The organism is Candidatus Aquicultor sp., assembly GCA_036504445.1.
Taxonomy (GTDB): domain Bacteria; phylum Actinomycetota; class Aquicultoria; order Aquicultorales; family Aquicultoraceae; genus DASXVE01.
Map to the genome: position 1 here is coordinate 71229 of DASXVE010000024.1, position 12802 is coordinate 84030.

The 12802-nt window shown below is 49.7% G+C and carries 13 protein-coding genes; 6 read left to right on the top strand and 7 right to left on the bottom strand.

Features of this window, described 5'->3' with window-relative positions; genetic code table 11:
- Positions 1–26: 26 nt before the first annotated feature.
- Positions 27–575: a ferritin family protein gene (locus VGK02_06435; protein HEY3374681.1), complete on the bottom strand. Its 549-nt coding sequence runs from the start codon at positions 573–575 to the stop codon at positions 27–29.
- 312 nt (positions 576–887) lie between these two features.
- On the opposite strand from VGK02_06435, the gene VGK02_06440 reads away from it, so the two are divergent.
- From VGK02_06440 to VGK02_06455, 4 genes are all read left to right on the top strand, one after another.
- Positions 888–1292 (top strand): BlaI/MecI/CopY family transcriptional regulator, encoded by a 405-nt coding sequence (locus VGK02_06440; GenBank protein HEY3374682.1) that lies wholly within the window; start codon positions 888–890, stop codon positions 1290–1292.
- 20 nt (positions 1293–1312) lie between these two features.
- Positions 1313–2362, top strand: a complete 1050-nt coding sequence (locus VGK02_06445; protein ID HEY3374683.1) for a M56 family metallopeptidase — start codon at positions 1313–1315, stop codon at positions 2360–2362.
- A gap of 241 nt (positions 2363–2603) precedes the next feature.
- Positions 2604–3971, top strand: a complete 1368-nt coding sequence (locus tag VGK02_06450) for a radical SAM protein (GenBank protein HEY3374684.1) — start codon at positions 2604–2606, stop codon at positions 3969–3971.
- 209 nt (positions 3972–4180) lie between these two features.
- On the top strand, positions 4181–4573 hold the full coding sequence (locus tag VGK02_06455) for a BlaI/MecI/CopY family transcriptional regulator (GenBank protein ID HEY3374685.1): 393 nt from the start codon (positions 4181–4183) through the stop codon (positions 4571–4573).
- A gap of 19 nt (positions 4574–4592) precedes the next feature.
- Here VGK02_06455 and VGK02_06460 read toward each other — a convergent pair whose 3' ends face one another.
- Together VGK02_06460 and VGK02_06465 are read right to left on the bottom strand one after the other, a co-directional pair.
- Complete coding sequence (locus VGK02_06460) at positions 4593–5663, bottom strand: M42 family metallopeptidase (protein ID HEY3374686.1); 1071 nt, start codon at positions 5661–5663, stop codon at positions 4593–4595.
- 125 nt (positions 5664–5788) lie between these two features.
- The gene (locus VGK02_06465) at positions 5789–6181 is read right to left on the bottom strand and encodes a hypothetical protein (GenBank protein HEY3374687.1); all 393 of its coding nucleotides are present in this window, start codon (positions 6179–6181) and stop codon (positions 5789–5791) included.
- A 71-nt stretch (positions 6182–6252) separates the two neighbouring features.
- Here VGK02_06465 and VGK02_06470 point away from each other — a divergent pair, with 71 nt between their 5' ends.
- Together VGK02_06470 and VGK02_06475 are read left to right on the top strand one after the other, a co-directional pair.
- Positions 6253–6789 carry a DNA polymerase ligase N-terminal domain-containing protein gene (locus VGK02_06470; GenBank protein HEY3374688.1) on the top strand — a complete coding sequence of 179 codons (537 nt, stop codon included), beginning with the start codon at positions 6253–6255 and terminating at the stop codon, positions 6787–6789.
- A 183-nt stretch (positions 6790–6972) separates the two neighbouring features.
- On the top strand, positions 6973–8214 hold the full coding sequence (locus tag VGK02_06475) for a peptidoglycan DD-metalloendopeptidase family protein (GenBank protein HEY3374689.1): 1242 nt from the start codon (positions 6973–6975) through the stop codon (positions 8212–8214).
- Here the strand turns inward: VGK02_06475 and VGK02_06480 are convergent.
- The 4 genes from VGK02_06480 to hemE all read right to left on the bottom strand — a co-directional run bounded on the left by VGK02_06480 (position 8211) and on the right by hemE (position 12748).
- Positions 8211–8849, bottom strand: a complete 639-nt coding sequence (locus VGK02_06480; protein ID HEY3374690.1) for a response regulator transcription factor — start codon at positions 8847–8849, stop codon at positions 8211–8213. The genes VGK02_06475 and VGK02_06480 overlap by 4 nt on opposite strands.
- A 293-nt stretch (positions 8850–9142) precedes the next feature.
- Positions 9143–10621, bottom strand: a complete 1479-nt coding sequence (gene hemG / locus VGK02_06485) for a protoporphyrinogen oxidase (protein HEY3374691.1) — start codon at positions 10619–10621, stop codon at positions 9143–9145.
- Between the two features lie 95 nt (positions 10622–10716).
- On the bottom strand, positions 10717–11652 hold the full coding sequence (gene hemH / locus VGK02_06490) for a ferrochelatase (GenBank protein HEY3374692.1): 936 nt from the start codon (positions 11650–11652) through the stop codon (positions 10717–10719).
- Between the two features lie 61 nt (positions 11653–11713).
- Positions 11714–12748, bottom strand: a complete 1035-nt coding sequence (gene hemE, locus VGK02_06495; protein ID HEY3374693.1) for a uroporphyrinogen decarboxylase — start codon at positions 12746–12748, stop codon at positions 11714–11716.
- Positions 12749–12802 lie beyond the last annotated feature (54 nt).

Below are 12802 nucleotides of genomic sequence, written 5' to 3' on the forward strand. Positions count from 1 at the left end.
ATCGATTCTATTAGTTCTTTTACCCTCTATATTACCGGACTGTTAAACGTATTTTTAACCGAACCGATCAACTCAAGGTGGGTCTTCTCTACCTCAACAAGTGCGGCAAAGACTTCTTTTACCCGGGGCTCAACGGCAACCTCGGCGGCGCGTTCGTAGAACCCAATGGCCCGAGTTTCCCTATCGTGTGCTTCATTTACGTTTGCCGGATCGATCGCCTGGCAACGTCCCCGCGTATCCTCTTCTTCAGTCGGCTTCACCAAATCGAGGATCTTGCGGATAACCGAGGCATGCTCCGCTTCGACTTTCGCCAGCGCTCTAAACATCTCGCTCAACTCGACACCCATGGATATCTCAAACGCGCAGCGATAGAACAGAGCGTTGTTCGTCTCGAGCATCAACGCATGCTCGAGATTCGCACGCGAAACCTCGGATATCGTAAAGCGGGCATCGCTGTCGCCCCAGTCTTTGGCAAAGATTATATAATTCTCCGGCGCGCCACAAAAAGGACAGTGGCTTGGTTTAGTAGCGCCTACGTATGGATCGCCGCAAATACGACATCTGTATACGTGCATGGTTATTCTCCTTTACAGCCGATCAATCAGCACACAAGTTACTAGTAATAAACATATATTAAACTGTACCTTGTGCTCTTGCAAGAAACGTGCTCGAACGGTTCGCAAATAAGCCTGGGTCTGTTTTATTGTTGAAAGATTTAGATTAACAGTTTGTAACACCCGTGTTACTATAGAGATATCGTCCTTCAGGAATGTATTGATAAACAGCGCGGTGACTGTTAAATACTTGTTAAGAGTACCCAAAAGGTTGACTATTTGCTGGTAAATCAATACACTTTAACCATTATTATGTTTGGAGAGGAGAACAACGTGGAGAGAGAACCAAAGACAAGAAAGCGTTCCAAGAAGCTCGGCATTAACGGCCTGAGCACCCTTGAAGCAGATGTGATGAACATCGTCTGGGAGCACAAAAAGATTACCGTGCGCGAAGTACACGAAACCATGCTTGAGGAGGGTTACATTCCATATACAACCGTCATGGCTGCCATGAACAATATGGCCCAGAAAGGTTTGCTCAAGCAAAACCGTGACGGCAAGGCGTATGTCTACTCGGCCGCAGTCACCAGAGATGCAATGGCTAAGAACATCGTCGATACGGTCGTCAGTAGAATCCTCGGCGGTACTTCCACCCCGCTTATCTCGCATCTGTTAAAACTCAAGAAAGAGGATGATGTTGAGAAGCTCTTAGAGCTTAAGAAACAGCTAAGCGAATAGAACGAGCAAAGGAGCGCGCCGTGTCACACTTCCAGTCGTTGTTGTTTAATCAAGGTATCCAATCGATCCTCGATGCGGGCGCTATGCTCCTTCTCGTATTTTTTCTCCTTACAATCTTTCGGGTAAAAAACCCGGCGACGCGATTCTTTTTTCTCTTTGTGCCCCTGTTGAAGCCGTTCATCGTCATGTTAGATCCGTTCACGATGTCGACCACACACCTGAACCACGGTTTCTATCAGCGAAGCATTAGGTTTCCTGACCCCTTAAATCTTATCGTATTACCGGTAAAAGAAACTAAAGCGTTAGCTTATGACACGTCATTGTTTGCATTATTGACCGGTATTGCTTTGCTTATCGTGTTGCTGTTCTTGGTCGTTCGATGGATGCAGTTGTTCTTGTTCTTCGACAAGTTCAAACAGAGTCCGGAGCTTAGCAAAACTAAGTATCCGCGCGTGTATGAGATGCTTGGTGAACTTGCAAATACAATAGGTGTAGCGCAGCCCAAGCTGGTTGTTGTTGATATGTGCGAGTTTGCCCCCTTTAGCGTGGGGCATAAACGCCCGACGATTGTGTTATCACAAGAAATGCTTAATACATTCCCCGATGAGCAACTGAAAATTATGCTTGCCCACGAACTCGGCCACGTTAAGAGAAACGATAACTTAACGGGTTGGATAGGGCTTATCCTACGCGATTGCTTATACTTTAATCCGATTGCCCACTTCGTCTACAAGCTGCTTGAGCGTGAGAAGGAAAAGGCGTGCGATGCTATCGCTCTTGCTGCGACCGGCTCCACACCTCAGGCGGTTGCCAATACGCTTATTGATGTCGGCTTGTTCTATCAAAAAGCCGGTATGGCTACAACTTCGCTTAACCCTGCTTTAACACGCGGTTTCCTGTATAAGAAATCATTACTTGAGCAAAGAGTAAAATATATTACCGGTCGCGTAGTTGCAAAACAATCAAAACTCCTTGCAAAAATACTTAAGGGATTCGCGTTCTTCTTGCTTGTGTACCTCCAGCTCACAATAGGGTTTTTTGCTTTCAATTGGTTTGTAGTGATTCGTTAGCAACACCATTGCAACACGCTCAGCAATACTATTTGCAGTTAAACGATTTAATACAGTTCGTGCTCGGCCATACGTGAGGGGAGGTGGCTTATGAAATCGCTTAACGACGATACCGTCCTCTGGGATTCAATGGAGATAGTCGCAAATGACGATCCCGGACCGCTTTGCTGTTTCTATCTGTGTTTGTAATACGAGAATTACTTCTGGTGGTAGATAAGAACGAGCAGCAGATGAGGTAAGTATGAAAACAAGCAACCGAATTCTGTATTACAAAATCAACGGCGGTTCGTTTCTCCTTATCAATTCCATTACGGGCGCAATCGACATCGTCAATTCAGATGTATACGACTATTTAACAAAATATGGCACGAGCGATACTCACTATGTCGATGTGCAAATCGTCGCAAAGTTACAACAACGCGGGTATTTAGTTGACGGCGACCATGTTGAGCAGGCCCTGTTCGAACGTATTGCTAACCTCTATGAACAACGAGGGAGGCAGCTTTCGTTTGTGATTTGTCCTACGTACAGCTGCAATTTACGGTGTACGTATTGCTTTGAAGGCGAGCTTCCCTCCACCAACCGGCTTTTTATGAGTGATAAAGATTTGGCGTGCGCTTTTGCCGCGATCGATGAACTACGTGAGCGCTACGCAAATCACGAACATTTCGTCCAGCTCTTTGGCGGGGAACCTTTACTTCCAAAAACCAGCAATATTGTTCGCGATGTCCTCGAAGGGGCACGGTACCGGTCCCTAGAAGTATCAATTACGACCAACGGAACGCATATGGACCAGTTTATCGATCTACTACGCGAGTATGCGGATATACTACGTGCGGTACAAGTCACACTGGATGGGCCGAAAAGCATGCACGATGTGCGGCGAAAAAACGCCAACGATGTCGGGTCATTTGACGCCGTGTGCTCGGCGATCGAACTACTGCTGAGCGCGGGTATTAAAGTGGTAGCCCGTGTAAATATCGATTTTCAAAACATAGATGTTCTACCTGAGCTTTTCGACTTTATGGTGGAACGTAAATGGCCTGAGAATGATCTCTTTACGTGCAACCTCTCTCCCGTCCAGGACCATGCGTGCACCGGCGCGTACCCACACACAATGCCCGAAGACAAGCTTGTTGAACAGATCTTTTCTATAGTTAAAGGCCAACAAGGCCTTGAAGAAACATACAAGCTCAATATGTTCAGAGCATTGAGACATATCAGAGCAGTGATCGAGGAGGGCCGTCCCAAATTACCGTTGCCGTATTACTGCGAAGCTAACAATCTCGAAAACATGGTATTCGGACCCGATGGCTATATATACGCCTGCACTGAATGTATAGGTCGAGAGGCCTTTGCGATCGGAAAATTTATACCTGTATTGGAAATGAACGCCAAAACATCCGCCATGTGGGGCAACAGAACGATCTTAACCATAGATGAGTGCAGGGCATGTGATATTGCCCTTCTCTGCGGTGGTGGATGTGCTTATTCGGCGCTTATGGTAAACGGTGATATCAACAAACCCGTGTGTAACCGAATACGAGAAACAATCTTCGCTTACCTTGACTACGTGCGCGATGATCTTGTCAAACTAGCGAAGTCTTAAGGCTTCCGGCATGGCATCGGGTGAGGGGGTTATTTTAACCCCCTCACCCGTAAGTTTTACTTGCGCTTGTACTTTACAGTACTATAATAAAGAAATCACCACTTTTCTGTATTAATCTCTAGTAGAGCTAGGGCTCTCACCAACTAGCACCTACGGAATATCATGCAAAGACCATAAAAACACTGGGTTACTAAAAGGGGAGTTCCGCAGTGAAAAAAACAAAGAAAGCAAAACGACCGGAGATCAATGGGCTCAGCTTGGTTGAAGCCGACGTCATGCAAATTGTATGGCGCGAGAAAAACGTTACTGTGCGCGAAGTACATGAGGAATTGCTGCAACGAGGGTACGTTCCGTACACAACAATCATGGCGGCCATGAATACGCTTGCCCAAAAAGGCTTGCTCGTCCAAAGCAGGAAGTATAAGGCATATTCATATACGCCTGCCCTGAGCCAAACCGCTGTTGCCAATGAGATTATCGACAACGTAGTATCACGAGTGCTTCAAGGCTCTCCAACTTCCATACTTTGCTATTTACTTAAGATACGCAACAAAGACGAAGTCGAAGAGCTTATGAAGCTACGAGAAAAACTCTACTCGTAAAACGTTCTCTATAAACTAATTAGGGCTTTAGGCCTCGCGCTGTGTTGACGTCGAGCTTCTGAATGGTCTTGATTAGCAACTCAACAGTATGTTCTAAATCATTGTAATCGATAACGCTAACGTGACTGTGTATATACCTGGTCGGGACACCTATTACGAGCGTGGGGACACCTGTGCCGTGCAGATGTATCCGGCCGCCGTCCGTTCCCCCTCGCGTCCCGGCCTGGAACTGGTATGGAATATTATTTTCCTCAGCGACTTCAACCACTAAATCGCGCAGTTTTAAATTCGGAATTAGACTGCCGTCAAGTACAACAATAGCCGGCCCTTTACCGAGCTTCGCCTGGGCCTCGTTTTCATTCACACCGGGAACGTCTCCGGCAATCGATACCTCGGTAATAAACGCGACATCCGGGTTAACCAGATCTGCGGCGGTTTTAGCACCGCGCAAGCCGACTTCTTCTTGAACCGTACCGGCTCCAAAAACGGTATTGGGGTGATCTATACCGTTTAAGCGCTTAATAATCTCGATGAAGACCGCACAACCGACCCTATCATCCATTGCTTTACCCATGAGCATATTGGCTTTTTTCATCCTAGTAAACGGGCTCACCGGGACTATGGGGTCGCCGGGCTTTATTCCCATCTCTTTGACGTCTTCATCGCTTGATGCACCGATATCGATGAACATATCTTTCATCTCGACGACCTTTTCCCGCTCTTTAAGCGTGAGCAAATGTGGGGGCTTAGACCCAATGACACCCGGTGCGTCCCCTTTGCTGCCTTTGACAACCACACGCTGTGAGAGCATGACCTGGCCCCACCAGCCGCCGAGCGGCTGGAACTTGATATAGCCATCTTTCGTGATAAGCGAGACGAGCAAGCCAACCTCGTCCATATGGCCGGCGAGCATTATCTTCGGGTTATCGCTTGCTCCCTGCTTGCGCGCAATGATGCTGCCGAGGTTATCTACTCCTATGTGTGCCACCGGCTCAAGCTCGCGTCTAATTACCTCTCGCACGTCGCCCTCAAAACCCGATGGGCCGGCCGCATTTACCAACTCTTCAAGAACTTGAACAGAATCCGTCATGTGATCTCCCCCGCTAATTTATATCGTAGCAATAGCTATAAGAAAAACCGATTACTATGCGGGCTACCGCATATCAAGTATACCACGCAGTTTGAGTATGCTGGGACAGCCGCCCGCATGTCACTTTACGCCGTGGTTGATTGCTCGCTTAATACCTGGATCATTAATTCGAACGCGGTTTCACTCTGCCGGACAGCATCTTCGGGGGCTCCGCCGCATGTGCCGGTCGTCTCGAGCGTGATACCCTGTTCGGCGATGCTCTCGAGCGCACCTCTGCTAAAGAACGCATCCGGATGAGCGCCCCAGAATATAATCGCCTTGAGCGTTCCGGCGGCGTCAATTACGCGCTCAGTCACCGTTTCACTGCCGCCATGGATATAGCCGTCCGCATCACATATCGCTTCCCTAAGCTCGTTCTCAGTGAGCGATTCGGGCCTTCGATCGATTACGACGTCATGCTCGTTAAACTCATGAACAACATCTTCAGTAAGGACATCACCGGTTACCACAACGCGCATATTTAATCCTCCCACACGGTTCTTATAGGTGATTGTTCCCCGCAACCGGTCAAACATAGCAGCAATGCGGTGTGATTCTTGCAGCCGATGCAGCGGTGGTATGCGGGCGGTTCTGTGTGTATAATGTCAACATGGCGTTAGAAGAGTACAAGGAAAAGCGTTCTTTTGACAAAACGCCCGAACCACCTGCCGAGCAAGGGGCGGAATGGCGGCGGCGTTTTGTCGTACAGGAACATAACGCAAGCCACCATCACTTCGATTTTCGGCTTGAACTTCCGGCCGATTATCTTACATCGGATGAGCCGACCGGGCCCATAGTGCTTAAGAGCTGGGCCGTACCAAAAGGGGTCTCAAGTGAGAAAGGCGTTAAACGCCTGGCGGTTGCGGTCGAGGATCATCCGATAAGCTATATCGATTTTGCGGGCACCATTCCTGAGGGCCAATACGGCGCCGGCACAGTTGCAATCTGGGATAGCGGTACCTTTGAAGTCGTGCAGAAGAAGTCGTCAAGCCTCAAAATTGCGCTCCATGGCACAAAACTATCGGGCGAGTACCACCTCGTTTATACTACCCGCGGTAAGGGCAATGAGTGGTTGATATTCAAGTAGCTTCAAAGGCGCTTGCCATGCTACCGCACGGGGCATTGAACAAAGCGGTAAGGGCCTAGAATCAACCGTATGGCGGAAAAAATATTTTCGCTCAATACCCCCAGGTACTAAGCCATAGCAAATAATTACAGACGCTTAGTTGGTTGACTAAACGACCTTAGCATGGTTAAATTTTGAACCTGCATGGTACCTTTTTTAACACCTTACAGAACAAGAGTTTTCATAATTGCCGTACTAGCGCTGAGTCTCCTGTCCTCGACGGCTTTCGCGTCGCAGCTTGACAGCAAGCGGAGCGAACTTAAGAACGTTAAAGCTAAGATCGAGGCCACTAAAAAGGCGCAGCAAACTGCCGACCGCAAAAAGGCTGATGTTCTCAAAGAGATTCAAGCCAACGATCGCATAATTAACAAACTTCAAAAAGAGATAGCCGACCTTAAGAAAGATATCAAGAGCATATCTACTAATCGCCATCGCACGGAAGCCGAACTGGCCGCAATGCAGGCTAGGCTTCAGAAGACTCAGCAAGAGCTTTCGATTGCCGAGCGCCAGCTTGCATATAAGCGAGAGATTTACAATAAGCGGCTGAAAGGTATTTATAAAGGCGGTAAGAAAAGCATCATCGAGCTCGTTCTTAACGCACGCAATTTTGGCGATCTTCTTGAACGCTCAGCCCTCATTGCAAAAATCGCTGAAAATGACGCCAGGCTTGTCGCCGATATGAAGCAAACCCGCCAAGGCATCCTTAAAAATCTCGACCAGATTGCCGATCAGAAAAGAGTAATCGGTAAGAAACGGCTCGTTCTTGTGGACGAAGAGAACCACCTGCATGCGGTAAAGAACCGGGTAGCGGGGCGTCAGGATCTCTTCAATCGCGAGCGCAAACGGCAACAACAGATTCTAGCGCGCGTGCAACGAAACAAAACGCAATTGGCAAAAGCTGAAGATCTGTTGATGTCGACGTCGAATGATATCGCCAGCCAGATTCGCGCCCTCGAGCGCGGTGGAAGAATTGCGGTTTCACGGGGCTATAGGGCATCTGGAGGCGGCCTTATGTGGCCGGTTAGCGCACCGATCACATCGGGCTTTGGCTGGCGCATGCATCCGGTGCTGGGTTATGCCCGCTTCCATTCAGGTGTCGACTTGGGGGCCCCATACGGTACCACTGTGGGCGCAGCGCAAGGCGGAACGGTAATTATGGCCGGCTGGTATGGCGGATACGGAAACGCGGTCATTATCGACCATGGCGGCGGCATCTCGACCCTCTACGGCCATAATTCTAGCCTTCTCGTTGGCGTAGGACAAGTTGTAGCCAAAGGCCAGGGAATCGCGATATCGGGCTCTACAGGCCTCTCAACGGGCCCACACGTTCACTTCGAGGTCAGACAAAACGGAAATCCGGTAGATCCGTTGGGCTATTTGAATTAGCAGGCGTTGGTTGTGAGGATGTCCAGATCGTACGCCTTGGCTACGGCTTGCGCCCTATCGGCGGCATTAAGTTTCTTCAAGATAACACGCACATGCGTTTTTACAGTATCCTGGCTGATCCCGAGTTCGGCGGAAATCCGTTTATTGGTAAAACCATCGGCGATCATCTTTAAGACTTGTATTTGCCGTGCGGACAACACATTATCTTTCCTGATGACCATCTTGTCAAATAGCAGCTGCGCTACCCGCGAGTCGACGTAGGTGCCGCCCTTGAAGACATTTCTCACCGCAAGCTTTATCTCTTCGGGACCCGAATCAATCTGTAACAAACCGGCTATCTTAAGGTCAAAGAAGGCACGGCGTGCCTCCAGGGAATCGCCATCGACAAATGCGATGAAACGCGTACCGGTACTGCTCTTCCTGGCTTTTCTGATGATATTAGATGCTTCAATACTTGGCTTTAGCAGATTTAGAAACGCTACATCTGGCATTCGTTCTCTAATAATACTGCATGCTTCATCACCTACAAACGTTTCGCCGACAACTGAAATATCTTCTTCAGAACCAAGTACCATCCTCAGAGCCGCCCTTAGCAGCGCGTAGTCATCTATTATTAGAACCTTAATTGAAGGCATAATTCCTCCTAAATTAAAGAAGGGTGGCTTATTAAGCCCCCCTCTTCTGTATGCTTAAAACTGGATTGCCGTATTATTACGTTTGTACGGCTACACAATGAATTATAGTATATTTCTAATGAAAATGCATATATGCCGGGGTCTATAATTACCGCTTTGCTAAAAGTTTACAACTCTGCGGATCGTCTTTTCTTTTGGTATTTTGGATGGGTTCCAGCGAGCGATAGAGCCTGGGTTTACATTCCCAGGCTCTATCGCTTGAGGTTATTGGATTTGGTAAGGTTAATTGCCCTTTATACCACAGCCGGTTCGGCAACACCTGCAAGGTACAGAACAGCTGATTCAGCGGATTTCGTACCGGAAGCAACACAATCGGGCACACCAACGCCACGGTACGAGCCGCCCGCCAGGTATAAGCCGGGATGTTCGGCCATCCGTTCATCGATTTTATTCACCCTATCCATGTGGCCTGTGGTGTATTGCGGCATTCCATTGGGCCAGCGGAATATCCAGGTATGAATCGGCTCGGCGTCGATACCAAGGATATCTTTTAGCTCGGCGCGTACGGCCGCTTTCATCTCATCATCCGACATAAAAGCTTTTTCTTGTGCTTTGGCGCCACCGACAAACGCGCGTATAATCGCATGCTCACCATCGGGCGCTCTATAGCTCCACTTGCTTGAACTCCAGGTTGTGGCCATAATATTTCGCCCCTCGACCGAAGGTACGACAAAGCCGAAGCCTTTCAAGTCGTGCTTGAGATCTTTTGTGCGGAACGCCATAGTAACGGTTGCCGATGATACCTGCGGGATCTCGGTAAGTACATCGGCCATCTGTGAATCGACACTGCGAACAAGATTGCCGGAGCTGTTCGCCGGTGAGGCGAGAATTACCGCATCCGCTTCGATGGTCGCGCCATCCGCCATGATAAGCTTATAGCTGGTCTGCCCGTTTGCGCCCTTCACCTCGTCGATCGACTTTACCTCGGCGCCTTTTACGATTTTATCTTTATCGAGTGCTTTTACTAACACATCGATCAGGTCAAGCATCCCGCCTTTAAACGTCATGAAAAACGTGCGTTTGGGACGGGGTTTGTCGGACGGTGCATCAGCTTGCGCTTTCTTGCTGGCGCTCATCTGCGCTTTACGGCTGGCAAGCATACCGCGAATCATGCTTCCGTAGTTTTGCTCCATCTCGAGAAAATTCGGGAAGGTAGCCTCGAGGCTCATCGTGTCCGGGTCACCGGCATGAATGCCTGCAACAAGCGGCTCCGCAATCCTATCGAGCGCTTCTCGCCCGAGACGACGGGTTACGAAACTCGCCAGTGTCTCGTCGCCGGGCTCTTTCTTCTTCGGGATAACAAGGTCCATGGCCATACGTATCTTGCCGGGCCAGGTAAACAGATCGGTTGTTATAAACGGCAGAATTTTGGTCGGAACCATCATCATCAAACCGTCGGGCATTTCGCGAAGCTTCTTGTCGGCGAGAATGTAGGTTTTTTTAAGCTCATCGTTGCTGCAAATGAAACGCTCCTCGAAACCGAGCTGCTTGGCGAGCTCAAATATTTGTGGTTTTGTTGAGACGAAGCAATCCGGGCCGCCTTCGATGACATACCCGTCATCGGTGCGCACGGTCATGATCTTGCCGCCAAACCTCTGGTCTTTTTCGAGGACGATGTAATCGAGATCGGCCCCGGCATCGATGGCCTTACTTATGGAGTAGGCTGCTGCTAAACCAGTTACCCCTCCACCGACAATTGCCACCTTTTTCATGATAATTCCTCCTAAAACCGTATAGGCTGTATGTTTCCCTCTCAGGGGTGCACTAAATATCTCTTAAACTAACACGCTCAACCAAACAAAATGCGCTAATTACGAAGTGCTGTGCATACCATCTGTGCGAGCGCCTCCATAAACCGGGGTGAATCGTTGAGCGCACCGGAGCGCTCATATAGTAATCCGAGGTCCTCAGCTTGGCCTTTGTGCAGGATATCGAGGTCCCACAGTGTCTCAACATGGTCCGCTGCAAAACCGATCGGTACGACGAGCACGCGTTTATGCCCTTCAGCGGCAATTTCCGCAAGCACATCCTCCATCATCGGCCCCAGCCACTCACCGGGAATGCTTCCTTTACTCTGATACGCAATTCGCCAGTTGGGCGACCCTGTTTTCCTCAGGACTTCCCGGATGGTCTCGTTAATTTCATCGACGTACGGGTCACCGCCATCGATATAGGCAACCGGCAAGCTGTGGGCGCTAAAGATTACCTGCACATCGTCGCGCGCATCCTCGGGAATTCTATTCAGCGCTTCGGTAATCTTTTCCACAACCGCGTCGACAAAGATCGGGTTGTTATACATTCCCCGAATCATCTCAATTGAGATATTAAGATTCTTTTCAGCGAGAACGCGCTCGATCTCCTCACGATACGCACCGGTGCTCACGCGAGAATCGTGCGGCGACATACTGATTGCAAACGCACGGGTAATCCCATCTGTCGCCATCTGCTCGATTGCCTCTTCGATAAAGGGGTGCCAGTAGCGCATACCGACATAAGCGGCAAACTGCCCATGCTCAACACATGTGCGGTTTAGTTCTTCCTCGAGCGCTATCGCTTGCTTCTTTGTAATCCCGGGAAGCGGCGACTTGCCACCGATAATCTGGTATTTATCTTTTACACGCTCGATAAGCTCGGGGCCGGGCTTTCTGCCCTTCATGAGCCGTTCCATGAACGGGCCGACCGCACTCAGTGAATCCGGGCCGCCAAACGCCATAACCATAACGCCTATTTTGTTACCGCTCATCTATCGCCACCTGCCTCGCTGTTCTTGCAGCTTGTGCTGACACAATACTTCTCCTAAAGACTTATTTCTGGCTGAGACGATGCACCGCATCTACCATTGCTTTTGCATGCTCAACCGGGGTTTCCTTGTGGATTCCGTGACCCAGGTTAAAAATGTGGCCCGGGCGACCCGCCGCGCGGTCGAGTACGTCTTTCACGCGTTTCTCGATGTAGTCGACAGGGCCAAAGAGAACCATCGGGTCGATGTTGCCTTGCACGGCTTTGTCATAGCCGACTTCAGCCCAGGCATCGTCGAGACCCATTCTCCAATCGAGACCGATAACGTCGCCACCGGCTTCTCTAACCAACTCGAGAAGGGTGGAGGCGTTGTATGCAAAGTGGATTCTCGGCACGCCCTCGCCTGCCAGATTATCCATAACTTTTTTACTGTACGGCATAACGAATTCTTTGTAATCAGCCGGTCCGAGTGCGCCGACCCAGGAATCGAACATCTGGACCGCCTGTGCGCCGGCCGCTATCTGCATGCGCAGATAGCGGGTTACTACCTCGCAGAGTTTATCCATAAGCTCGTGCCACGCCGCCGGGTTGCTGTACATCAGGGCTTTGGTGTAGCGGTAATCACGCGAACCCCCACCCTCGACAATGTAGCTTGCCAGGGTAAACGGTGCGCCCGAGAAACCGATAAGGGGAACGCGCCCCTCAAGCTCGCGCCGCACTATCTTTATCGCTTCGGCAACATAACCGGTCGCCTCTTCGGCGTCGATAACCTGAATCTTGTCGACATCGGCCTTCGTGCGAATCGGGTTATGAATAACCGGGCCCTCGCCTTTAGCGAATTCAAAGCCGATGCCCATGCCTTCGAGCGGCAGCAGGATATCGGCAAAGAGAATCGCCGCATCAACACCGAGCGCGTTGACCGGCTGCAGCGTAATTTCCGCAGCGATATCAGGCGTTTTACACATCGTTAAGAAGCCGTACTTCTCGCGAATTGCCCGGTACTCCGGCATGTACCTACCAGCTTGACGCATAAGCCACACGGGTGTAGCATCGACCGGCTCGCGCCTGCATGCCTTTAAGAAACGATCGTTGAATGCCATCTTTGTCTCCTCTCAAACTTCCCATTATGAAAAAAGTGCTTAAACTTAGGTTCT